The sequence below is a fragment of the Streptomyces sp. NBC_00727 genome, assembly GCF_045161745.1.
In the GTDB taxonomy this organism is placed as follows: Bacteria; Actinomycetota; Actinomycetes; order Streptomycetales; family Streptomycetaceae; genus Streptomyces.
In genome coordinates, this window is record NZ_CP108981.1 from 3,984,537 (window position 1) to 4,008,075 (window position 23,539).

Below are 23,539 nucleotides of genomic sequence, written 5' to 3' on the forward strand. Positions count from 1 at the left end.
GAGCGGGCGGGATTGCCCCTGGGGTGGGCGGGATTGCCCCACGGGCGCGATTACCCCGAGCGGCGCGATTGCCCCGGGCGGGCGCGGCCGGCCCGGGCGGGCGGGATTGCCCCGGGGCGGGCGCGGTCGCCCCGGGACGGGCGGGATTCGGTCGCGCCCAGCCTCGCGGCGGAACGTCGCCCTGTCATGACCCTGGCGTAACGGGTGTCCCTCGCTCCACAATGGCTGCGCGTGATGGGACCGCTCCCATGGCGCGCCTCCCCGGCATGCCCGTCTGTCGTGGGAGCGCTCCCATCCCGTATCAGGCCCCCACGTCGAAAGGCTATCCGTGAACGCCTTCTCGCCCCCGTCATCCGTCCGGCGCAGACGTCGTGTGTTCGGCGTGCTGGCTCTGGCCGCCCTCTGCGGCGGCCTCATCACCGCGCCCGGGGCCGCTGCCGCCGATGGCGACGAGCCCGCGCCGGAGCAGATCACCAACGGTGACTTCTCCGCCGGGACCGCGCCCTGGTGGTCGACGGCCAACGCGCCCGTCGCCGTGGTCGACGGGCGGCTGTGTGCCGACGTGCCGGCGGGGACCGCCAATCCGTGGGACGCGATCATCGGGCAGAACGACATCCCGCTCGTCGCGGGGGAGGCGTACACGCTGACGTACACGGCGAGTTCGTCCGCGCCCCTGTCCATTCACACCAACGTGCAGATGGCGACCGACCCGTACACCGCCGACCTCTCCGCGACGGACCACATCGGCGCCGACGCGACCGCGTTCACCCATGTCTTCACGGCGAGCGCGGACCAGGACGGCGCGCAGGTCGCCTTCCAGGTCGGCGGGGGCGCGGCGGCGGCCACCTTCTGTGTGGACGACGTGTCGCTGCGCGGGGGCGCCGAGCCGCCCGTGTACGTGCCCGACACCGGCTCGCCCGTACGCGTCAACCAGGTCGGCTACCTGCCCAGGGGACCGAAGACCGGCACCCTGGTCACCGACGCGACCGACCCGCTGCCGTGGAAGCTGAAGGCGGCCGACGGGGCGACCGTCGCGAGCGGGACGACCGTGCCGAAGGGCGAGGACCCGACCTCGCGGCAGAACGTGCACACCTTCGACTTCAGCGACGCCACCGCCACCGGCGACGGCTTCACGGTCGAGGCGGACGGGCAGGTCAGCGAGCCGTTCTCGATCCGCGCGGACCTCTACGACGGGCTGCGGTCCGACTCGCTCGCGTACTTCTACCAGAACCGCAGCGGCATCGCGATCGACGCGGACCTCGTCGGCGAGGAGTACGCGCGCCCGGCCGGACACCTCGGCGTGGCGCCGAACAAGGGCGACACGGACGTGCCGTGCCAGGCGGGCGTCTGCGACTACCGGCTCGACGTGCGCGGCGGCTGGTACGACGCCGGGGACCAGGGCAAGTACGTGGTGAACGGCGGCATCGCGGTCGCCGAGCTGATGGACACGTACGAGCGGACGCTGACCGCCGACGGCGCCGAGTCCGCCGAGCTGGGCGACGGCGCGCTGCGGGTGCCCGAGCACGGCAACGACGTGCCGGACATCCTCGACGAGGCGCGCTGGGAGCTGGACTTCCTCATGCGCATGCAGGTCCCGGCCGGGCAGCCGCTCGCCGGCATGGCCCACCACAAGGTGCACGACGCCAACTGGACCGGCCTGCCGATGCGGCCCGAACTCGACCCGGAGCAGCGCGAACTGCACCCGCCGACGACCGCCGCGACCCTGAACCTCGCCGCGACCGCCGCCCAGTGCGCCCGGCTGTACGCCCCGTTCGACGCGGAGTTCGCCGCCAAGTGCCGTACCGCCGCCGAGACGGCGTGGGCCGCCGCGAAGGCGCACCCGGACGTCCTCGCCAGCCCGGCCGACGGGGTCGGGGGCGGAACGTACGAGGACAACGACGTGCGCGACGAGTTCTACTGGGCCGCCGCAGAGTTGTTCACCACCACCGGCAAGGACACCTACCGGCAGGCGCTGCTCGCATCGCCGCTGCACGGTGACGTGGACGCGGCCTTCCCCGCCGACGGCGGCATGTGGTGGGGCGGCACCGCCGGGCTCGGCGTGCTGACCCTGGCCACGGTCCCGAACGACCTGACGTCCGCCCAGCTCGCCGACGTACGCGAGGTCGTCACCACGGCCGCCGACCGGTACGCGCAGCAGACCGAGGACCAGCTGTACGGCGTGCCGTACGCGCCCAAGGACCAGAACTACGCCTGGGGCTCCAACAGCCAGGTCCTCAACAACATGATCGTGCTGGCCACCGCCGCCGACCTCACCGGCGAGGCCGGCTACCGGGACGCCGTCCTGCGAGGCGCGGACTACCTGTTCGGGCGCAACCCGCTCAACCAGTCGTACGTCACCGGCTACGGCGAGCGGTTCTCGCAGAACCAGCACCACCGGTTCTGGGCCCACGAGTCCGACCCGTCCCTGCCGCACCCGCCGGCCGGTTCCCTCGCGGGCGGGCCCAACCTGACCGCCCCCACCTCGGGCGACCCGGAGGCCGCGTCGAAGCTCAAGGGCTGCGCGGCCGCGATGTGCTACCTCGACGACAACGGCTCCTACGCCACCAACGAGGTCGCCATCAACTGGAACGCCCCGCTGGCCTACATCGCCTCCTACCTGGACGACGCGGGCGACGGCGCCGGACCGGAGCGCGCCTGCACGGTGACGTACTCCTCGCACCCGTGGAACACCGGCTCGACCACCACGGTCACGGTGAAGAACACCGGCACCGAGCCCGTCACCCCCTGGTCCCTGACCTGGCTGCTGCCCGGCGACCAGAAGCTCAGCCACACCTGGAGCGCCGAACTCGCCCAGTACGGAAGGACGGTGACGGCCGAGCCGCTCTCCTGGAACCGGACGCTCGCGCCCGGCGCCTCCGTCGACTTCGGGTTCAACAGCAGCCGCACGGGCCCGGCGGCCGACCCGGGCACGGTCAAGCTCAACGGGCGGTCCTGTACGGCCGGATGAGACCGGGCGGGGGCGGGAGTGGACGCGAGGGTCCTCCCGCCCCCGCTCCTTCGCTACGCCAACTCCTCCGGCAGCGACGCTGCGTGAAGCACCGTCAGGCCGGAGACCGCACGGGTCAGCGCCACGTACAGGCGGCGCAGGCCCGTGCGTTCGTCCGGTTCGCCGTCGACCACGGCGGCCGGTTCGTCCAGCACCACGTAGTCGTACTCCAGGCCCTTCGCCAGCGACGCCGGGACCAGGGTCAGCCGGGACTCGGCGGTCGTCTCCTGGCCGGGTGAGAGATACGTGTGACCGGCCGCCGTGAGCGCGTCGGCCAGCGCCGGGATGCGGGCATCGGCGGCGATCAGGCCGATCGACCCCTCGTGGACCAGCGACTCCTCGCACGCCGCGACGACCGCCGCGTCCAGCGCCGTCGCGTCCGCCACCTCCCGTACGGACAGCGAACCGGGCGACTCACGCACCGACTCCACCGGGGTCAGCCCCGGCGAGATCACCGGGAGCAGCTGGGAGGCGTACGCGATCACGTCGCGCGGCACGCGGAAACCGGCCGTCAGCTCCTCCACCAGCGCGTCCGCCTTGCCCAGGTGGTGCAGCGCCTGCTCCCAGCTCTGCGTCGACCACGGCGTCGTGCCCTGCGCCAGGTCGCCGAGGACGGTCGCCGAACCGGTGGAGCAGCGGCGGCCGACGGCGCGGTACTGCATGGGGGAGAGGTCCTGCGCCTCGTCGATCACGACATGGCCGAGCGAGTGCGTACGGGAGACCAGGTCGGCGGCCTCGTCGATCAGGACCGCGTCCGCCGCCGACCACTTGGCGGACTTCACGCTGCGGGCAGGCTTGATCCAGAGGATCGCCTTCTGCTCGTCCTCGGTCAGCAGCCCCTCCGCGTGCTCCGCCAGGAACTCCGGCTCGGCCAGCAGGCGCAGGACCAGCCTGGCCGGTTCGACCGCCGGCCAGATCGCCTTGACGGCCGCCTTCACGGCGGGGTTGCGGGCCACCGAATTCTGCACCCGGTCGTCGGGCGCCTCGCCCGACTGCTCCATCCGCACCAGTACGGCGTGCGCGATGCGCTGCGGCAGCGCCTCGTGCGCGGCGCCGTACCGCATGTCCCGGGCCAGCAGCTCCTGGACCATCTCCTCGATCTCGTACGCCGGAACGCGCCAGCGCCGCGAGCCGCGCACCACCATCACGGGCTCCGTCGGCAGCGTGACGTGCGAGCGGAGCGCCCGGCGCAGCACCTCCGCCATCCGCGCGTCGCCCTTCACGACGGCCGCCGTCGCCTCGTCCGCGCCCCGGACCTCGACCTTCGCGGTCACCAGGTCCTCGACGGTCGCCTGCTTGACCTCCAGCTCACCGAGGGCGGGCAGCACCTGCTCGATGTAGTGCAGGAACGAGCGGTTCGGGCCGACGACCAGGGTGCCGGTGCGGGCCAGGCGCTCGCGGTGCGCGTACAGCAGGTACGCCACCCGGTGCAGGCCCACGGCCGTCTTCCCGGTGCCGGGCCCTCCCTGCACGCAGACCGTGCCGCCCAGCTCGCTGCGGACGATCTCGTCCTGCTCCGGCTGGATCGTCGCGACGATGTCCCGCATCGGCCCGACGCGCGGGCGCTCGATCTCCGCCTGGAGCAGCTTGCTCGTCTGCTCCGTCTCCGCCGGGTCGGTCAGGTGCTCGTCCTCGTACGCGGTGAGGTCGCCGCCCGTGTACCCGAAGCGGCGCCTGCGTCCCACGTCCAGCGGGTCCTTGCGGGAGGCCCGGTAGAACGGCTGCGAGACCGGGGCGCGCCAGTCGATCACCATCGGGTCGCCGACCGCGTCGTGCACATGGCGGCGCCCGATGTAGAACTGCTCGCCCTCCGCGCCCTCGGCCTCCTCGGCGCCGACCACGTGCAGGTAGTCCAGGCGCCCGAAGAACAGCGGGGTGTGCGCGAGGTCCGCGAGCGACTTGATCCGCTCGTCGATCTGCGCCTGGAGCACCGCCGCGTTCACCCAGTTCGCGGTGACGTCGCGGATGTCCAGGGCCTGGGCGTCCTCCCGCATGGCGCGCAACGCGGCGCGGGACGCCGCGAGATGGGCGCGCTCATGGGCGAGGGGGTCTGTGGTGGTGTCGCTCTCGAATTCGTGCGCGGGCACGGTGTTGCCTCCGGCATTCAACGCAGGACGGCGGACCGCGTCTCACCCTTGGGGGTGTGCGGTCCGCTCGGGGATCGATCGTGCGTACGGTTGTCGGCCGGTTTCCGTCCGGTCGGCGGCGCTCCCCCGGCTGCCGGCAGGGCCCCTCGGGGGCCGCCGGTACCACGGTGCGGGAGGCGGGCAGACCGGAGAGTGTACCGGGGGGTGGTACGGGGCGCGAACGGTTTTACGCGGAGGGGTCGGGGTGCTCACGTACGTCCCGTAGGGGATGCCGTGCGACCGGAGGCGTACGCGCGCGGAGCCCCGCTTCCGCCTCCGGGCCGACGCCCCGGCGCACCCGTCCGGAGCACCATGGATACATGAGTACCGTCACTCTCGACCCTCGAAGGACCGGCGCCACCGCGGCCCCCGGTCACCCCCACAACCGCACCACCGGCGCCCTGCGCGCCGTGAAGGTGTTCGCGCAGGCCGCGTTCGGCGTCGTCGTGCTCGGCGAGTACGCGGAGGAGGCGGGGGTGCGGCGCCGCTGACCGCACCCCCGCCCTTCCCTCAGCTCTCCGACAGCAGCTCGTCCGCGTCGACGATGCGGTACGCGTAGCCCTGCTCGGCCAGGAACCGCTGGCGGTGCGCCGCGAAGTCCTGGTCGATGGTGTCGCGCGCGACGACCGAGTAGAACCGCGCCTCGTGCCCGTCCGCCTTCGGCCGCAGCACCCGGCCCAGGCGCTGCGCCTCCTCCTGGCGCGAACCGAACGTCCCCGACACCTGGATGGCCACCGTCGCCTCCGGCAGGTCGATGGAGAAGTTCGCCACCTTCGACACCACCAGCACGCTCAGCTCGCCCTGCCGGAACGCCTCGAACAGCTTCTCGCGCTGCGCGTTGCTCGTCTCGCCCTTGATCACCGGGGCGTCCAGATGCTCGCCCAGCTCGTCCAGCTGGTCGATGTACTGCCCGATGACAAGTGTCTGCTCGCCCTTGTGCTTGCGCACCAGCGCCTCGGTGACCTTCCGCTTCGTCGCGGTCGTCGCGCAGAACCGGTACTTCTCCTCGGCCTCGGCGGTCGCGTACGCGAGGCGCTCCGAGTCCGTGAGGTTGACCCGGACCTCCACGCAGTCCGCCGGCGCGATGTAGCCCTGCGCCTCGATCTCCTTCCACGGCGCGTCGAACCGCTTGGGCCCGATGAGCGAGAAGACGTCCGACTCGCGGCCGTCCTCACGGACCAGCGTCGCGGTCAGCCCGAGGCGGCGGCGGGCCTGGAGGTCGGCGGTGAACTTGAACACGGGCGCGGGGAGCAGGTGCACCTCGTCGTAGATCACCAGGCCCCAGTCCCGGGAGTCGAACAGCTCCAGGTGCGGGTAGACACCCTTCCGGCGGGTCGTCAGCACCTGGTAGGTGGCGATCGTGACCGGCCGGATCTCCTTCCGCGTCCCGCTGTACTCGCCGATCTCGTCCTCGGTCAGCGAGGTCCGCTTCACCAGCTCGTGCTTCCACTGGCGGGCGGAGACGGTGTTCGTCACGAGGATCAGCGTCGTCGCCTTGGCCTGCGCCATCGCGCCCGCCCCGACGAGCGTCTTGCCCGCCCCGCAGGGCAGCACGACGACCCCGGACCCGCCGTGCCAGAACCCGTCCACGGCCTGCTGCTGGTACGGGCGCAGCGCCCAGCCGTCCTCGTCCAGCTCGATCGGGTGCGCCTCGCCGTCCACGTACCCCGCGAGGTCCTCGGCGGGCCAGCCGAGCTTGAGCAGCGTCTGCTTGACCTGCCCGCGTTCGGACGGGTGCACGGCCACGGTGTCCGGGTCGATCCTGGCCCCGACCAGCGGCTGGACCTTCTTCGACCGGAGGATCTCCTCAAGCACCGGCCGGTCCGTCGTCGTCAGGACGAGCCCGTGCACGGGGTGCTTCGACAGCGTGAGGCGGCCGTAGCGGTCCATCGTCTCGGCGATGTCGACGAGCAGCGCGTGCGGTACGGGGTAGCGCGAGAACGTCACGAGCGCGTCCACGACCTGCTCGGCGTCGTGCCCGGCCGCGCGGGCGTTCCACAGCCCGAGCGGGGTCAGCCGGTACGTGTGGATGTGCTCGGGCGCCCGCTCCAGCTCGGCGAACGGCGCGATGGCCCGGCGGCAGGCGTCGGCCTGCTCGTGGTCGACTTCGAGCAGGAGTGTTTTATCGCTTTGGACGATGAGGGGTCCGCTCACGCGCGTTGGCCCTTTCGGCTCGTGGGAAACCTCCAGTGTGCCGCATCGGTGGGCGGTGTGTCGTGGGCCCGGTACGTCTGGTGGGCCTCGCGCGGGTACCCCGGGCCGGGGCCGAGGGTTCCGTCCTCAAGCGCCGGACGGGCTGGAATCGCGCGGGCAGCCCGAAGGCGCGCGTCCTACTCCGCCAGCTCCGCCACGCCCGTGATCCGGTGGAGCGGGTACGTGCGGATCTCGTCCGCCGTGTGGTCGTACGCCGTGACGAAGCCGCCCTCCACCCGGACCGGGGCGATCACGCGCTGGCTGGCGGCGCCCTCCGCGTTGACGTAGCCGATCCAGACCGTGGAGCCGGTCATCGCGGCGGCCTGGACGGTGACCAGGGTCTCCGCCGGGGTGGTACGCGGCAGCGCGCCGGGCGGTCCGGCGGGCCCGGTGTCCGGCTGGGCCTTGACCACCGTCGCCGCGTTGTCGCCGGCCCGGATCGCCCGGACCGCCGCGCCGAGGAGGGTGGTGTCGGGCACGGGCGGGCCCTCGGGGACGGGGGCGGGCGCGGAGCGGGGCGGGGTGCGGTGGGCGCCGGCCCGGGTGATCAGGACGTCGCCGTCGGCGGACTCCGCGGCGGGGGCGTACCCCATCTCGCGGAGCCCGTCGAGGAGGGACGCCGGGTCGGCGAGGGCGGCCAGCACCGTCGGGGCGATCCGGCGCAGCCGCAGCGCGGCGGACCGCCTGTCGGCGAGGATCTCCCCGAGGACCGCCTCGTCGTCGCAGCGTACGTACGAGGAGGCCGCGCCGATCCGGAGGTGGCCGTGGCGGCGGGCCACGTCGTCGATGAGGTAGCTCAGCGGCTGCGGCACCGGCGTGCGGCTGTGCGTGGCGAGGAAGGCGTGCAGGTCGGCGGCGGTCTGCCCGGCGTCCAGGGCCCGGCGCACCGACCCCGGCGTGAACCGGTACACCGTCGCCCCGCCCTTGGACTCGATGTCCGCGAGGGCGCCGAGCATGTCCGCGAGCGGCCGTTCCAGCGGCCCGGGCGCGACGGCGGTCAGGTCGGCCTGGAGCAGGACGTGGTCCAGGGGCTCGGGCAGCAGTGGGGCGAGCAGGCCGGCCGCCTCGGCGGGCCCGCCGGTGAGCAGGGCGCGGGTCTGCGAGGCGAGGGCGCCGCGCCCGGTGATGCCGAGGAGCTCCGACTCGTTGAGCGTCCACAGGGCGATCCGGGACCGCAGGTCCATGCCCTCCCCGGCGGCGCCGCGCAGGGGCCGCTCCCAGCGGAGGCGGGCGAGCACGGTCTCCGGGTCGGGCGCGGTGCCGGGCGGCAGCGCGCCCAGGAGGGCGAGGACCCGGTGGCGTACCTCGGGCGCGGCGGAGCGGTCCAGGTCGGGGCCGAGCGCGGACAGGGCCCGGCCCTTGGCGTCCTGGCCGCCGACCAGTCCGGAGGTGCGGGTGGCGGTGAGCCAGGCGGTGGCGAGGGCGACCCAGCGCTCCTGCGCGGACCGCTCCAGCCACTCGTCGTACGCCGGGGTCGGCGCGTACCGCTCGTCCGCCTCGCCGTCGGAGGCCAGCAGCCCGGCGGCGTACGCGAGTTCCACCCAGAACGCGGCGACGGGCTCCTGGACGTCCAGCGCGGTGGCGGTCTTCCGCAGCTCGCGGACGCTGAGCCCGCCGGAGCGCAGGACGACGGGCCCGCCGCCGTTCCAGAGCTTCAGCAGCTCCTCGACGGCGGACACCGCCAGGAACGCCTGGCCGGCCGCCGCACTGTCCACAGCCTGTGGATCGCGCTCGGCCACCGCCGCCACGACCGGCGGCCGCGGCTCGGGCACCCGGTGCGCGCGCCCGGCCCGCAGATGCAGCGCGGCCTCGCGCGGCAGCACGACGGTCCGGGTCGAGACGGGCAGCAGGAGGCCCCGGTCGCGCAGCCACTTCACGGGCGGCGTCGGGTTCGGCGTGACCTCCCCGTACGGCGGCCCCCACACGAGCCGGTCCAGGACCGCCAGCGCCTCCATGGGGGCGGTGTCCAGCAGCTCGCCCATCCGGGCGCGGTCGGTGAACAGCGCGGTCAGGGCGGTCACCGCGGACACCGGGTCGTGCGTGGCGGGCAGCCCGGCCGCGGTCAGGATCTCCTGGAGCCGGCCGGGCGACATCCCGGCGGTGGCCTCGGCGACGGTCGGGCCGAGGCCGGTGGGGGAGGGGTGCTGCGGGGAGGGCGACAGCAGCTCCCGCGCCGTACGCACCAGCCGCAGCCGGTCGTCCTCGCCCCACACGAGGGCCTGCTCGCGCAGGGTGCCGACCGCGCCGGGCAGCGCCTCGGCGATCGCGGCGCCCGCGCCGTCGCGCTGCTCGCCGTCGTCCTGCCCGTCACCGGTCATCAGCCCGAGCAGCGTCTCGTACGGGGCCGGGTCGGGCGCCACCGCCAGGGCCTCGGCGGTCTGCAGGGCGAACCGGTCGAGGTGTTCCAGGGCCCGGACGACGGACGCACGGGTGCCCGCACGCGTGGCGAGCTGGGTGATGTCGCCCGGCACGGGGGAGAGGAGATCGGGCCGCGCCCGCAGCAGCCCGGCCAGTGACTCGTCGTCCCGGGCGCGCAGAGCCTCGGCGAGCGTCCGCGGTGGTGTGGTCCCCATCCGCCCCACGGTAGTCGCTCCGGACAGCCGCGAGGGCGCTACCGTCGGTGCAGGCCGGTAGAGGGGAACCGAGGGGACCATCGCGTGGGGATCGAGAGCGACCAGCTGGTCTACGACTATCTGAGCCGGGTCGGCGACCTGGCCCAGCAGCAACAGCTGCCTTCCGGCGCCCGGATGCGGCTCGTGTCGGAGCTCCGGGCCGAGATCGAGCGGCAGCGCACGTCCCGGGCCGCGCACACGCCCGGCCAGGTCCGCCGCATCATCGGCACGCTCGGCACCCCGGACGAACTGGTCGCGGCGGCGGGCCGGAGGGCACCGGAGGCGCCGGAAATTCCCGGACCGCGCCGCGCGCGTCCCTCGGGCGACGCGCCGGAGGAGGACGACGCGGACGCCTCGCCGGACCCGGGCGCCGCCGGCCCGCACCGGGCGGGTACGGACGAGCTGGGTGACGGCGGCGAGGCGGACTGGTGGCTGGACGAGCCCGGTCCGTTCGGCGAGTCGGGCCCGGGCGCGTTCGGCGAGTTCGGCCCCGGTACGGAGGTGGCCGGCTTCCGGGGCGGTGTGGAGATCCCGGAACTGCTGCGGCCGCCGGTCCCGGAGGAGGAGCGGGAGAGGGCGCGGGAGGAGGAGCCGGAGGGGGAGACCCCGGCGGACGACGAGGAGCCGGAGGCCGCGGCCCCGGAGAAGCGCCGCCGCCGGCTGCCGAAGCTCCGCCGCACCCGACCGGCCCCGGCCCCGGTCCAGGCCGCCGCCCCGCGTCGCGGCTTCAGCAACCCCGTACTGCTGCTGGCGGCGGCGCTCCTGGTGACGGGGGCGGTGATGGGCTCCCTGCTGGCCCTGGCGGGCGGCTGGCTGCTCGCGTACAGCTCGCGGAAACTGACCCGCGCGGAGGCGAAGTGGGCGGCGATGGGCCTGCCCGGGGTGGTCGCGGCGGCGGCCCTGGTCTGGCTGTGGGGCCGCATGGACGGCCGCTGGGGCACCCCGATCCCGGAGCACGGCATGAAGGACGCGCTGGGCGACGTATGGCCGGTCACGATCCGTGCGGCGGCGGTGGCCTCGGCGCTGTTCCTGGTGTGGCGGGCGAGGCGTCGGTAGAGGGGGCCGCCCGGCCGGGCTCGTACGGCGTTCAGAATGGGGGCATGACTTCCTCACCGCTGATGGTCGGCTTCGACCTGGACATGACGCTCATCGACTCCCGCCCCGGCATCAAGGCCGCCTTCGCGATGTTCGCCGCCGAGACCGGGGCCACGATCGACGGCGACCTGGTGGTGAGCCGCCTGGGCCCGCCGCTGGAGCAGGAGATCGCGCACTGGTTCCCGGCCGACCAGGTGCCCGCGATGGCGGACCGGTACCGGGAGATATACCCCTCGTACGCGATCACGCCGACGCTCGCCATGCCGGGCGCGCGGGAGTCGATCGAGGCGATCCGCGCGCTCGGCGGCCGGACGATGGTGGTCACCGCCAAGTACGAACCGAACGCCAAGCGGCACCTGGCGCACCTCGGCATCGAGCCGGACGTCGTCGTCGGCGACCTCTGGGCCGAGCAGAAGGCGGTGGCGCTGAGGGAGCACGGCGCCACGGTCTACGTGGGCGACCACGTCGGCGACGTACGCGGCGCCCGGGCCGCGGACGCCGTCTCGGTGGCCGTCGCGACCGGCCCGTGCGACGCCGACGAACTGCGTGACGCGGGCGCGGACGTGGTCCTCGCCTCGCTCACGGAGCTGCCCGCCTGGCTGGAGGCGTACGCGAAGGCCCGGCGCTAGCGCGCCCCCGCGCGGGCCGAGCGGATGACGCCCGCCGCCGCGATCAGGAAGCCGACGCCCATCAGCATGCAGAGGGACCACGCGATCGAGGGGAGCGGGTGGGTGCCCAGGAAGAGGGGGGCCATGGTCGCCATGGTGGCGAGGGCGCCGACGAAGAAGACGATCGCGCCGATCCGGACCAGCCGGTCGCCCGCGCCGCGGGCGTCGGAAGTTGAGGTACTCACACCGTCAGGGTAGTTCCCGGGGGCGGTGAATCCGTGTCCGGGTGAAGCGGGTGCCGTTTCCGGACACAGTCCGGATGACCAGGCTTGACGAGGGGTACTTCACCTGTGGAGGCTTCAGCCAGCAGGGGAGCACGACCACAGGACGGCCTGACCTGCTGAGGGCTTTGTTCCGGCATACGGGTTGAGATGGGGTGCGTGCTTTGCCGACTGGCAAGGTCAAGTGGTTCAACAGCGAGAAGGGCTTCGGCTTCCTCTCCCGCGACGACGGCAGCGACGTCTTCGTGCACTCGTCCGTGCTCCCGGCCGGGGTCGACGCTCTCAAGCCCGGCCAGCGCGTCGAATTCGGCGTGGTCGCCGGCCAGCGCGGTGACCAGGCGCTCTCCGTGTCGGTCCTCGACCCGACCCCGTCCGTCGCGGCGGCCCAGCGCCGCAAGCCGGACGAGTTGGCGTCGATCGTCCAGGACCTGACGACCGTCCTGGAGAACATCACCCCGATGCTGGAGCGAGGCCGCTACCCCGACAAGGCGGCGGGCGCCAAGATCGCCGGCCTCCTGCGCGCGGTCGCGGACCAGCTCGACGTCTAGCGGACCAGCTCGACGTCCAGGGGAAGGTCTCCCTCGAAAGTCTCTGTGGGCGCCCCGGCCGGGGCGCCCACAGGCGTGTTCGGCGCGCGTCAGCGCCGCAGGGCCTCGACCGGCTGGATTCTGGACGCCCGCCACGCGGGGTAGAGGCCGGCCAGGAGGCCGGTGGCCAGGCCGATCAGGGGCGCCGCCGCCACCGTCGCCGGGTGGATGATCGGGGTCCAGTCCCGGGCGACGGCGACGCCGACCACGGTGAGGGTGCCCAGGCTGGTGCCCACGAGGCCGCCCAGCGCGCCCAGTGCCCCGGATTCGGTGAGGAACTGGGCGGTGATGTGCCGGGCGCGCGCGCCGAGGGCCCGGCGTACACCGATCTCCGCGGTGCGCTCCAGCACCGCGACGAGCGTGGTGTTGGCGATGCCGACCGTACCGATGACCAGGCAGATGCCGGCGAGCAGCAGCAGGAGCTGGTCGAGGTCGCCGCTGACGTTGCCGCGCAGGGTGCGCGGGTCGGGCGGCGGGATCGACTTGAAGCGGTCCGGGTGGGCCGGGTCCAGGGCGAGCGCCGCTTCCTGCGCGATCTGGGTGGCGGCCCCGAGCCGGGTGGAGACCAGCATCTTGGCGCGTTCGCCGCGGGCCGGGCCGCCCCAGTACTTCTCGGCCGTGCTGCTCGGGACGATGACGGAGAGGAGCAGGTCCTCCTGGCGGGCCACGTCGTCGACGATGCCGATCACGGTGAGCGGGGTGCCGCCGATGAAGACGGCCGGCTGGGTCTCCAGGGTGGTGATGCCGAGCCGGTCGGCGAGCCCGGAGCCGATGACCACGACATCCTCGGCGCGGCCCTGGTGGAAGGCGTCGAAGGTCCGCCCCTGGGAGAGCGTCGGGTCGGCTGCCGCGAGCACCCCGGGGGTCGCCGCGACCACGGCCGCTTCCTCACCGGCCGCCGTGTCGCCGACCGGCGCGGCCGTGACCGTGCTTCCGCCGGTGACGTCGACGTGCCAGTAGACGCCCGCGTGCCGGACGCCGTTCAGGTTCTCCATGCGGGACGGCGCGTCGTCGGGGAACGCGTTGGCGATGTGCTCGGCACCGTCCCCGCCGATGTCCTCGATCGTCACCTCCGTCGCGACGAGGGTGTTGAAGCGTGCGTCGATCTGGGAGGAGGCGGTGGCGGTCAGGCCCAGGATGGCGACGAACGTACCCACCCCCAGCACGGTGCCCAGGGCGGTCAGCGCGGAGCGGCCGGGCCGCTGGAGGATTCCGGCGTGTGCCTCGGCGAGCAGGTCCAGGGGGTGGAGACGGGTCCGGGCGACCGCCCCGGCGGGCCCCCGGTGCCGGAGCCGTCGTAGGACGGTGCGCAGAACGCGTGGAGTCATGCGGCGCTCTCCGTCTCGGTGAGGACGCCGTCCCTGATCGTCACCTTCCGGGCCGCGCGAGCGGCCACGACCGGGTCGTGCGTGATGACGAGCAAGGTCATGCCGTCGCGGTGGAGTTCGTCGAGGAGCGTGAGTACGGACTCGGCGGTGGCGGAGTCCAGGTTGCCGGTGAGCTCGTCGCAGAGCAGGAGGGACGGGCGCGCCACCAGGGCCCTGGCGATGGCGACCCGTTGCCGCTCGCCGCCGGACATCCGGATCGGCAACGCCTCGGCCCGGTGGCCGAGCCCCACCCGGTGGAGCGCTTCGAGCGCGCGCTTCTTGCGCTCACGACGCGGAGTGCCCGCGTAGAGCATGGACAGCGTGACGTTCTCGACGGCACTGCGGTGCGGTACGAGGTGGAACGCCTGGAAGACGAAGCCGATACGGCGGCCCCGCAGCGCCGTGCGGTCGGCCTCCCGGAGGGCGGTGGTGTCCGTGCCGTCGAGCAGGTAGCGGCCCTGGGTGGGCACGTCGAGGAGCCCCGCGATGTTGAGGAAGGTGGACTTCCCGGAGCCGGACGGGCCGACGACGGCCAGGTAGTCGCCCTTGCGCACCGCGAGGTGACAGGGCTTCAGCGCCTCGACCGGCGGCGCCCCGGGATAGGTGAGGGCCACCTGGTCGAACTCCATGACGAGCGGAGGAGCGTCTTCGAGGGGGGCGTGGGTCGTCATGAAGACGGGCCGCCCCGTTCCGCGGTGGCGCCGCCGGCCGGGGCGCCACCGACGATGACCTTGTCACCGGGGGCGAGGCCGCTACCTCCGACCGGAGTGACCTCGACGTATCCGTCGCCCGAGATGCCGGGGCGCACCTCGATCCGGCGCCGTCCGCCGTCGGCCAGGAGCACGGTGACCGTGGTCCTGGCATCCGCTCCCGCGGACACCGCGGAAATGGGGACGACGAGGACCTTGGCCTTGGACGTGGCCGCCTCGACGGTCAGCCGGACGTTCTGGTGGGCGAGTTCGGCGGGCAGCGCCTTGGTGGGGGTGACGACGAGGGCATGTCCGACCGCCCCCTTCTCGCCGTCGGCGGCGGGGGCCGCGCCCTCTTCCCCGGTGTCGGACACGGCGGCGGACAGGCCGTCGGCGACCGATTCGACGACGCCCGACGCGGACGTGCCGGTGAGTTCCGAAAGTATCCGGACCTTCTGGCCCGGCCTGACCAGCCCGACTTCGCTCGACCCGAGGGAGCCCTTGACCACCAGGTCTCCGGCCGAGACGGTGAGGAGCTTGTCGCCGACCGGTCCGCCCACGCGTGCGTCGAGCGAGTCGACCCGAGCGGGGAACACCGGGAAGAACGCGAGTTCGGAAGCCGGAACCATGGGGCCGTCCGCGGCCTCCACGGCGTTCAGCTCGTCGCGTGCGACCTCCAGGTCCTCCATCGCCCTCTGCTTGGCCGTACCGGGCTTGGCGTCCTGCACCGCGCGTTCCATGTCGGTCGCCGTGCGCCGGGCCTCCCGCAGCTTGAGCTGTCCGTCCTCCTGCGCGGGGACGGGGTCGTAGCCGAGCGATGCGTAGAACCGGGTCACCGCCGTCTTCGTGGCGGTGCCGAAGTAGCCCGCCTGATCGCCCTGGCTGCCGAACCCGACTGCGGCCAGCGCGTGTTGCAGCTGACGGACGTCGTCGCCGCGTGATCCGGGGCGCAGGTCGCGGTAGACCGGGAGTTTGCCTTCGAGGGAGAAGAGGGGGCGTCCGGAGATCTCCAGCAGCACCTTGCCCGGCTTCACCGCGGCGCCCGTCTTCACCATCACCTTCGTCACCACGGGCGCGCCGGCGTCCTTACCGGACGGCCCGGCCGACGACACGTCGAAGGTCCGGCCGGCGGTGACCTGGCCGCGAAGGACGATGGTGTCGGTGAGCACCCGGCGCTCCACCGGCGCCGTGAGGACGTCCGGTGTGGGCGGTCCCGCCTCGGCGGCGGCCTGCTGGGGCGAGGAGATGAAGGCGGTGGACGCGAGACCGGCCCCGGTCAGCGTGACCGCCAGGGCCGCCACCGTGAACAGGACGTGTCGTCGATTACGCGGCATCCCGGTCCCTCACGCGCTGCCCCCACGATGTCTCGGGCCCCTGGGTGTCGCCCCGTTCGCCGGACCGGCTCAGCCAGCCGAGCTCCTGCGCCCGCGCCCCAAGGGCCAGCCTGCTGTTCACGCCGACCTTGAGCATCAGCCGCTTCACATGGCGCTGCACAGTGCGGTGACTCAGGCCGAGAGCTCGGGCGACCCGGGCGTCCTCATATCCCGCATAAAGAAGTTGCAGGAGTCTTGCCTCATGTTCATTGATTCTATGACTCTTGTCCGAATTGCCCATATCTCCCCCCCCGGGATCCGCCCGTGGAATTGCCAGTTCCGTGGTCCGGACCACGTTAGCTCACTGGCAGGGGGGAGAGGATGGATTGAATCGTGGCAACTATATGCAAAAGGGTGCAAAAAAGTTGACGTATTTGCGTCAGATGGTAGAGGGGTGGTGGCGGGGAAGAGGGGGCTTTGACTAACTTTTACGGTTGTCATCTTCATCCCTACTGGAGGGTTAGTCATGATTGCTCGTTGGACGCGCGGGGCAGCTGTCGTCGGCGCCGGATTCCTGGTGGCATTGCAGGGGGGTTCGCCGGCTCAGGCCGTTTCGACCTCGTACGAATCGGACGTGTGCAGTTCGAGCGGTAATCAGTACTGCTTCGAGATTTACTACAACAGTGCCGGTACCACTACCGGCTACTCGTACAGCTCTTGCTTCCTGGCGAATCAGAGCATCTCCAATCACTACGGATACTCCCCGAATGGGGCGGTGCTCGTGAGGTACATCTTCAGGGGCGGCGTGGACCGCATCACGGGCTCCAACCCGGGATGCACCGGTGCTTCGGGTGATGGCATCGAGCTCAAGAACCAAGCAGCGTCGGCGGTGAACAACGAGTGCTCGGTGAATAACATCATCTACTACAACTCCGGCTATCAGGGAACCTCCCAGACCATCACGCCGGGCTGCGGGAGCGACTGGCCGTCGACCAACCTGAAGTCCTCGCTGAAGAACAACAACGCCTCGCACAAGAGGTCTTGACCGAATGCGGAGAGCGGTCACGGGCTCTGCCCTGATCATCGCGGTTCTGGTGTCGGGATGTTCCGGAGGCGCGTCGGGGGAGGCCGGTTCGGGCAGTGCGTCCACGACCGGCTCGAAGGTGGACGAGCAGGCCTGGCCTGCTCGTACTCCGGTCAGCGGCCTGGCCAAGGGGATGGTGCTGCCGATCGAGGGATACCTGCTCTCGTACCCCGAACTGGTTGCCTGGCAGCGTGCCCAGCAGAACCTCTGGAAGAGCTGTATGCGTAGATACGGATTCAACTCCTTCTCCCCTCCGGAGCCGGGCATGTATCCGCCGGTCGGATACGACGACGCGAACATGGCTCGCCGGTACGGCATATCGGATGCCAAGGAGGCCGCCCGATACGGGTACCACCTTCCCAATGACCGCGGGGAGCCTCCCGTGTGGGAGCCGGCCGCAGGTGCGGAAGGCGCGGTGTTCTCCGGATCGGGCGCCCAGCTGGCGGGCGGGTCGTACAAGGGGGAAAAGGTTCCGGAGGGCGGCTGCCAGGGCGAGACGAAGAAAAAGCTCGGCAGGATTTCTTACCCGCTGGCGAGCAAAGTCGAATTCGCCTCCCTGGAAGAGTCGCGGAAAGTCGCCGAGGTGCGGGCTGCGGTTGACAAATGGTCGGCCTGCATGAAGTCGAGTGGCTATCGCGTGACGCATCCGTACAAGACGCCCGATCTTATTTCCACGCTCGGTTCCGAAAATCCTTCTGCGGAGGAAACGGCACTGGCCGTGGCCGATGTCGAGTGCAAGAAGACTTCTCGGCTGGTGAGTATCTGGTTCGAGGCCGAGAAGAAGATTCAGAATCGACGCATCGAGGAGAATCAGCTCGCGCTCGACGAGGAGCGGAAGAAGAACGACGAGGTGCTCAAGGTTGCCGCGCGAGCAAATGGCGGGTGAACGTGCGGCTTCCCGGGGGCTTCTGGGAATCATGTGAAGCTGCTCCTGGTGCAGCGGTAGTTCGCGGCCACTGATCGCAAATGTCGGGGTTTCCTGCGATCGGTGGCCGCTTCTTCCGGGATGCGTCGCGATCGCCCGGGATTACGTAGAGAAGGAATACCCATGCACGTCCTCAGACGGACGACCGTCACCACTGCTGTCATGCTCGCGGCGATATCGCTGGGTGCCTGCTCCTCGTCCGGACCGGCCTCCGGCCCGGCGAAGGACAGGGCCCCGGTCGACCGGACCAACTGGCCCGCGGAGGTGCCCACTTCGGGCTTGGTCAAGGGTCTGGAGCTGCCGCTCGAGTCCTACCTGCCCTCCTACGCGGACCAGGTCGCCGTCGACACCGCGCTGCGCACCCTGGAGACGCGGTGCATGTCCGAGTACGGGCTGACCGTCGATCTGCCGCGTCCCGGCGCGAACCCGCCCCCCTACGGCAACGCCCTCTCGATCGAGCGGCGATACGGCCTCAGCGACCGCGCACAGGCGCGGAAGTACGGGTACGGGCTGCCCGAGCAGCAGACCCGGAGCCTCGAATCCGTCGAAGAAGGGCTTTCCGGCGTCGAGGTGGAAGTCCTGACCGGGCGGAAGAAGCCCGGACTCACCCCGCCCAAGGGCGCCAAGCAGGGCGAAGGCCATTTCGGCACCGTCCCGGAGCCCGCGCGCGCCGAGCACAACGGAAAGAAGCTGCACCAGGGCGGCTGCGCCGGCTGGGCGAAGCGGCAGCTCAAGGTGAACGAGGAGGACGAGGGCTTCGTCTCCGGGCTCGCCTCGACCAGCCTCTCCGAGTCCCGGCCGCTGAAGCCGGTCCAGAAGGCCCTCAAGAGCTGGTCGGCCTGCATGAAGGACAAGGGCCGCAAGGCCGCCGACCCGTACCGGGCGATGGAGCAGGGCTACGCCGACGGTGACGGCACCACCAAGAACGCGATCGGGCTCGCGCTGGACGACATCGATTGCAAGAAGCGGACCCGTCTGATCGAGGTCTGGTTCAAGGAGGAGTCGGCCGTCCAGAAGCGGCTGATCGAGAAGAACAAGGACCCGCTCACCGCCGTCAAGAAGCGCATGGGCGAGGTCCTTGCGGCCGCCGAGGCAGTCAAGTAATCAGAGGAGAAGCACAGTTGAGACAGATACGCAGCCGCCTGCGCGTGCCGGTCACCCTCGCGGTGACCACCGCGCTGGCGGTACCGCTGAGCCTGCCCGCGCAGGCCGACGAACCCAAGCCGCCCGAGAGCGCGGCGCAGGGGTGGAACGACACCACCACCCAGCAGCAGAAGCTCTCCCTGAAGCCCTCCGCGATCCCCGCGAAGGACCGCGCCGGCCTCCTCGGCGCGGGCTACGAGAAGTCCGCGGACACCGCGGTCACCACGACCGGTGACGGCACCGGCTTCCACCTCCTCGCGGGCAAGGAGAAGGACGGCTACCAGCTCCGCACGGTGGCGAGCCTGTTCGAGGAGGGCTTCGCCTCGGACACCTGGATCGGCAACCACTGCGTCACCGAGTCCGGCAAGTACGCGGCCGTCTCGTACGCGCCGCGGATGTTCACCAACAAGCCCGAACTCATGGTGCGCGGTGCCTTCACCGCGGTGGTCGATCTGACCTCGGGCAAGGTCACCAAGCTGCCGTTCCAGTCATCGCTGGCCTACTTCTCGCCCGGCTGCGGCCAGGGCGACCAGGCGGTGTTCACCCAGCTCACGCACGACGGGGACAAGAAGCAGCAGACCCGTCTGATCACCGTCGACGCGGCCACCGGCAAGGAGTCGAAGCCGGTCACGCTCGCCGGCCAGGTCACCTCGGCGATCCCCACCGACGAGGGCATCGTCGCCGCCCACGGCAACAAGCTGGTCCGCATCAACGGCACGGCCGAGAAGACCCTGGCGTCCACCACCACGGTGCCGTTCCAGATCACCGCCGACGCCGACGGCGGCATCACCTACATCGACCGCGACCTGGACAAGAAGGCGTCCGACGAACCGGCCGCCCGGGCCAAGCACCTGGACCGCACGATGGTGAGGCGGGGCAAGAGGACCGAGCCCGTCACCGTCGCCTCCGGCAAGCTGCACGCCTGGGACCTGACCCGCTCGGCACGCGGCGAGGTGTTCGTCACCGGTAAGGCGACGTCCACCTCCACGACCTTGCCCAAGCGGGTGCACAACCCGGGCAAGCTCCCCAAGGGCGCGGAGATCTCCAGCCACGCCCAGGCGGCCCTGACCACCACGTGGTCCGACGGCAAGACCACCCTGGTCAACCCGGAGGACGCCGCCAAGCCGCGCCCCGCCCGTACGGCGCTGCGCATGCTGGACTCGGGCAAGTCCGTGACGCTCGACCTGCGCCCGGGTGCGCACCGCGTGGGCGACGCGGCACAGGGGCGCGCCCTGTCCCCGGCTCTGCCCACCGGCGGCCCGGTCGACTCCGGCCCGGACACGTCCGGGAAGAGCACGGAGGGCATGTCCACGCAGTCCTTCCGCACCCAGGCCCTCGCCGGGCAGGCCGACAACCCGAGCGAAGGCACCGGGGAGCGGTACTGCGCGGTGGCCCGCAACGACGCGAAGAAGCAGGCGTTCCAGCCCACTCCGCGCCAGGTCGAGTGGGCCGTGGACCAGGCGGTCGTCGGTGAGCTGAACTTCTACCGGTCGCCGAACTGGAAGAACACCGGCACCGGTGGCTACCAGCCCCAGGGCCTGTTCCCGCCGACCGTGCTCGCCGGTGACCCCAACGGCACCCTCGACAACGAGGACCCGGATGTCACCGACAAGTGGCACATCCCGGCGCAGGTGATGCTCGGCATCACCGCGCAGGAGTCCAACATGTGGCAGGCCACCCGGTTCGCCGTGCCCGGTGTCACCGCCAACTCGCTGATCGGCAACTACTACGGGGTCGACTACGCCGCCTCCGGCGAGCAGATCGACCCCTGGCGGATCAACTGGGCCGACGCCGACTGCGGTTACGGAATCACCCAGGCTACCGACGGCATGCGGCTCGCGGGCAAGACCAAGCCGGGCGAGACGGCGCTGTCCACGCTCGCGCAGGAGGCCGTCGCCCTGGACTACACGGCGAACATCGCCGCCGGTGTGCGCATCCTCTCCGAGAAGTGGAACCAGACCTACAACGCCGGGATGAAGATCAACGGCGGCCACCCGAAGTGGATCGAGAACTGGTTCTTCGCCCTGTGGGCGTACAACTCCGGCTTCTACGACACGGCCGACTCCCAGGGCCACTGGGGTGTCGGCTGGACGAACAACCCGGCCAACCCGCTGTGGAAGGCCAACCGCGTCCCGTTCCTGCAGAGCGCGACCAACCCGGCGGGGGACGACTACAGCCACGCCGCGCACCCGCAGGACTGGCCGTACGAGGAGAAGGTGATCGGCTGGGCGGCCCGGCCGATCTCGGCGATGTTCGCGCCCGGTGACTTCCAGGCCGGCTACCGGCCCGCCTGGTGGACCAGCAACGCCGACCGGACCAACGCCAAGCCGCCGGTCGACCTGTTCTGCAACGGGTCGAACTCCTGCGATCCGTCCAAGATCGGCGACAACGACTCCAACGACCAGGGCATGGGTGCCTGCACCGCCGACGCGGGCGACAGCGACACCAACCCGCACTGGCTGCACTGCTGGTGGAACGACGAGATCACCAAGGACCAGTGGAAGGACTGCGAACTCCTCGCGGAGTGCGGAAACGGCGTGCACCGCTTCCCGACGTCCTACGGTGAGCAGGCGGACGCCGGCTCGTACCCGCCGAACTGCTCCCTCGGGTCCCTGCCGGCCGAAGCCCTGGTGGTCGACGACCTGCCCGACGGCATGGTTCCGGCGGGAGTCGACGGGAACCGCGGTTGCGGAGCGGTGCAGTCCGACGGCACGTTCAGCCTCGGCTACGTGCCATGGGACACGCAGATGGATCTCACCGACGACGGTACGGACAACCCGACCACCGTCACCACGTATCCGGGGAAGATCGACACGCACCAGATCGGCGCGGGCTACGGCAACCACTTCTGGTTCACGCACACCCGCTCGCCGGAGTCCCACCCGACGAACGCGAACCGCCTGAAGGTCACCGGCACCTGGAAGCTGAACGCCCCGCTGACCAATACGAGCCGCCAGGCGAAGGTCTTCGTCCACATCCCCGACCACGGGGCGCAGACCACCAACGCCGTCTACCGCATCCAGACCGCGAACGGGGAACGGAGCGTCTCGATCTCCCAGAAGTCGAACCAGTCCAACAAGTGGGTCAGTCTCGGCGCCTACGTCTTCGGCGACCAGATCCCCGAAGTGCGACTCGACAACTTCAACGGCGGTTCCGGTGACGCCGACATCGCCTTCGACGCCGTCGCCTTCGTGCCCGGCACGTACAACGGCATGAAGCTCACCCGCGACATGACGGCCGACCCGACCGCTCCGGCGCCGTCGCCGGTCGAGCCGGACGAGGACATCACCAACAGCTCCTTCTCCGCGGTCGGCAGCTTCTCGGCGAACACCGCCACGGCGACGCCGATGGCCGCCATGGGCACCGCGTCGTGCTCGACGATCAACCACTCCCTCAGCCGGAAGCGCACCACCGGCTGCATCCACAGCGACTACGGGATGACGGAGTACTCGAACACCGTCCCGATCGGAAACGCGGCGTTCGACATCTACGCCACGTACTACCTCGATCCGAAGAGTGCCGAGTTCTCGCAGGTCACGACGATCCGGCTGAAGATGATGGACGGTTCGGCGACGTCCGCCACCCTCGACTACGCGGCCAAGTGCCGCGGCTACTGCTCCATCACCAGCGTCGACTGGAACGGGTCGAAGACCTTCGCCAAGGGCGACACGCTCACGCGGACCGTCACCACCCGGTTCAAGTGGACGCCCAGCGGCACGAAGAACACGATCACCCCGTACTTGACTCTCGGCGGCAAGGTCGGCAGCACCACGGTCGCGAATCCGTCCGAGTTCGAGAACGCCAAGCTGACCATCCGCTGCGACTCCGAGGTCGCCAACGCGGGCAGCGGCTGTGTGTTCTCCGGCTACAAGCCGACGTACGTCATGAACTCCAAGAAGTTCCCCGGGGCCGCCGCGCACATCGAATTGATGTGGCGCAAGACCGGCATCAAGTGGGGTCAGCACACCACCAACGGCAAGCCGCTGACCTACCTCGGCAAGAAGAAGGTCGCCGGTGGTACCCGCCTGCAGAAGACCGTCAACAGGGAGAAGCTCTGCACGAAGAGTTCCACGAACTTCACCGAGTACAACATTCCCGGAGACCCCTACCAGGGCACCGGGCTCTTCAGTGACCTGTGGACCGCCGATTCGGGAACCGCGAAGACGGACAGCATCACCTGTGACGAGTTCTCCTTCGCCAACTCCTTCCAGAGCGCGGGCAACGCGAGTGGCCCGAACGCGGTCAAGGTCAACGGCACGGAGTGTGTGCAGACCTACCTCAAGCGCAACGCCGACGGCACCATGAGCCTGCACCTGCGGCCCGACTACCCGGACCCGGCCTGGAACGAGCCCTGCGGCCGCTCCAGCATGTCGAAGTGGCAGAACACCCAGTCCATGCAGCCCTTCGGCGGATTCATCCGTGAACAGCGGCTGATGGAGGACGACGACTACTGGGTCGACCTCGACGGGTTCACCCCCTGACACGACCGCACACCGGGAAGGCCCCCGC

Annotated in this window: 17 protein-coding genes; 9 read left to right on the top strand and 8 right to left on the bottom strand. The window is 71.2% G+C overall.

Translation table 11 applies throughout. From position 1 onward, the window contains the following. Positions 1–328 precede the first annotated feature (328 nt). Complete coding sequence (locus tag OG242_RS17880) at positions 329–2,968, top strand: glycoside hydrolase family 9 protein (protein ID WP_405899118.1); 2,640 nt, start codon at positions 329–331, stop codon at positions 2,966–2,968. Positions 2,969–3,021: 53 nt separating this feature from the next. On the opposite strand, the gene OG242_RS17885 is transcribed toward OG242_RS17880, so the two are convergent. After that, positions 3,022–5,094: a HelD family protein gene (locus tag OG242_RS17885; RefSeq protein ID WP_405899119.1), complete on the bottom strand. Its 2,073-nt coding sequence runs from the start codon at positions 5,092–5,094 to the stop codon at positions 3,022–3,024. Between the two features lie 359 nt (positions 5,095–5,453). Here OG242_RS17885 and OG242_RS17890 point away from each other — a divergent pair, with 359 nt between their 5' ends. Then, positions 5,454–5,624: a hypothetical protein gene (locus OG242_RS17890; protein WP_405899120.1), complete on the top strand. Its 171-nt coding sequence runs from the start codon at positions 5,454–5,456 to the stop codon at positions 5,622–5,624. Between the two features lie 19 nt (positions 5,625–5,643). Here OG242_RS17890 and OG242_RS17895 read toward each other — a convergent pair whose 3' ends face one another. Beyond that, complete coding sequence (locus OG242_RS17895) at positions 5,644–7,287, bottom strand: DNA repair helicase XPB (protein WP_405899121.1); 1,644 nt, start codon at positions 7,285–7,287, stop codon at positions 5,644–5,646. Between the two features lie 176 nt (positions 7,288–7,463). Continuing rightward, a complete protein-coding gene (locus tag OG242_RS17900) occupies positions 7,464–9,899 on the bottom strand; it encodes a helicase C-terminal domain-containing protein (RefSeq protein WP_405899122.1) in 2,436 nt (811 codons plus the stop codon). 84 nt (positions 9,900–9,983) lie between these two features. On the opposite strand from OG242_RS17900, the gene OG242_RS17905 reads away from it, so the two are divergent. Both OG242_RS17905 and OG242_RS17910 read left to right on the top strand, forming a co-directional pair. Next, complete coding sequence (locus OG242_RS17905) at positions 9,984–10,994, top strand: hypothetical protein (protein ID WP_405899123.1); 1,011 nt, start codon at positions 9,984–9,986, stop codon at positions 10,992–10,994. A 44-nt stretch (positions 10,995–11,038) separates the two neighbouring features. Continuing rightward, a complete protein-coding gene (locus tag OG242_RS17910; protein ID WP_405899124.1) occupies positions 11,039–11,662 on the top strand; it encodes an HAD family hydrolase in 624 nt (207 codons plus the stop codon). On the opposite strand, the gene OG242_RS17915 is transcribed toward OG242_RS17910, so the two are convergent. Continuing rightward, the gene (locus OG242_RS17915; protein ID WP_405899125.1) at positions 11,659–11,886 is read right to left on the bottom strand and encodes a hypothetical protein; all 228 of its coding nucleotides are present in this window, start codon (positions 11,884–11,886) and stop codon (positions 11,659–11,661) included. The genes OG242_RS17910 and OG242_RS17915 overlap by 4 nt on opposite strands. Positions 11,887–12,086: 200 nt before the next feature. On the opposite strand from OG242_RS17915, the gene OG242_RS17920 reads away from it, so the two are divergent. Next, positions 12,087–12,470, top strand: coding sequence for a cold-shock protein (locus OG242_RS17920; RefSeq protein ID WP_405899126.1), 384 nt, complete (start codon positions 12,087–12,089; stop codon positions 12,468–12,470). A gap of 89 nt (positions 12,471–12,559) precedes the next feature. Here the strand turns inward: OG242_RS17920 and OG242_RS17925 are convergent, their stop codons facing one another. From OG242_RS17925 to OG242_RS17940, 4 genes are read right to left on the bottom strand one after another with little or no spacing between them, the layout of a single operon-like run. Continuing rightward, positions 12,560–13,837, bottom strand: a complete 1,278-nt coding sequence (locus OG242_RS17925) for an ABC transporter permease (protein ID WP_405899127.1) — start codon at positions 13,835–13,837, stop codon at positions 12,560–12,562. Beyond that, positions 13,834–14,547, bottom strand: a complete 714-nt coding sequence (locus OG242_RS17930; protein ID WP_405899128.1) for an ABC transporter ATP-binding protein — start codon at positions 14,545–14,547, stop codon at positions 13,834–13,836. Before OG242_RS17930 ends, OG242_RS17925 begins: the two co-directional genes overlap by 4 nt. Next, positions 14,544–15,899: a peptidoglycan-binding protein gene (locus tag OG242_RS17935; RefSeq protein ID WP_405899129.1), complete on the bottom strand. Its 1,356-nt coding sequence runs from the start codon at positions 15,897–15,899 to the stop codon at positions 14,544–14,546. Before OG242_RS17935 ends, OG242_RS17930 begins: the two co-directional genes overlap by 4 nt. Beyond that, positions 15,889–16,179: a response regulator transcription factor gene (locus OG242_RS17940; RefSeq protein WP_405899130.1), complete on the bottom strand. Its 291-nt coding sequence runs from the start codon at positions 16,177–16,179 to the stop codon at positions 15,889–15,891. The genes OG242_RS17935 and OG242_RS17940 overlap by 11 nt, the downstream gene beginning before the upstream one ends. 225 nt (positions 16,180–16,404) lie before the next feature. On the opposite strand from OG242_RS17940, the gene OG242_RS17945 reads away from it, so the two are divergent. The 4 genes from OG242_RS17945 to OG242_RS17960 all read left to right on the top strand — a co-directional run bounded on the left by OG242_RS17945 (position 16,405) and on the right by OG242_RS17960 (position 23,511). Beyond that, positions 16,405–16,923 carry a hypothetical protein gene (locus tag OG242_RS17945; RefSeq protein ID WP_330240031.1) on the top strand — a complete coding sequence of 173 codons (519 nt, stop codon included), beginning with the start codon at positions 16,405–16,407 and terminating at the stop codon, positions 16,921–16,923. A gap of 118 nt (positions 16,924–17,041) precedes the next feature. Beyond that, entirely contained in the window at positions 17,042–17,848 is an 807-nt protein-coding gene (locus OG242_RS17950) for a hypothetical protein (protein ID WP_405899131.1), read from the top strand. A 162-nt stretch (positions 17,849–18,010) separates the two neighbouring features. Further along, positions 18,011–18,991, top strand: a complete 981-nt coding sequence (locus OG242_RS17955) for a hypothetical protein (RefSeq protein WP_405899132.1) — start codon at positions 18,011–18,013, stop codon at positions 18,989–18,991. 17 nt (positions 18,992–19,008) lie between these two features. Then, positions 19,009–23,511 (top strand): hypothetical protein, encoded by a 4,503-nt coding sequence (locus tag OG242_RS17960; protein WP_405899133.1) that lies wholly within the window; start codon positions 19,009–19,011, stop codon positions 23,509–23,511. The last annotated feature ends 28 nt before the right edge of the window (positions 23,512–23,539 follow it).

Coding starts and splice junctions, on each gene's coding strand:
- OG242_RS17930 (WP_405899128.1), bottom strand. CDS start 14,547: ATGACGACCCACGCCCCCCTCGAAGACGCTCCTCCGCTCGTCATGGAG.
- OG242_RS17955 (WP_405899132.1), top strand. CDS start 18,011: ATGCACGTCCTCAGACGGACGACCGTCACCACTGCTGTCATGCTCGCG.
- OG242_RS17925 (WP_405899127.1), bottom strand. CDS start 13,837: ATGACTCCACGCGTTCTGCGCACCGTCCTACGACGGCTCCGGCACCGG.
- OG242_RS17890 (WP_405899120.1), top strand. CDS start 5,454: ATGAGTACCGTCACTCTCGACCCTCGAAGGACCGGCGCCACCGCGGCC.
- OG242_RS17900 (WP_405899122.1), bottom strand. CDS start 9,899: ATGGGGACCACACCACCGCGGACGCTCGCCGAGGCTCTGCGCGCCCGG.
- OG242_RS17945 (WP_330240031.1), top strand. CDS start 16,405: ATGATTGCTCGTTGGACGCGCGGGGCAGCTGTCGTCGGCGCCGGATTC.
- OG242_RS17910 (WP_405899124.1), top strand. CDS start 11,039: ATGACTTCCTCACCGCTGATGGTCGGCTTCGACCTGGACATGACGCTC.
- OG242_RS17940 (WP_405899130.1), bottom strand. CDS start 16,179: ATGGGCAATTCGGACAAGAGTCATAGAATCAATGAACATGAGGCAAGA.
- OG242_RS17935 (WP_405899129.1), bottom strand. CDS start 15,899: ATGCCGCGTAATCGACGACACGTCCTGTTCACGGTGGCGGCCCTGGCG.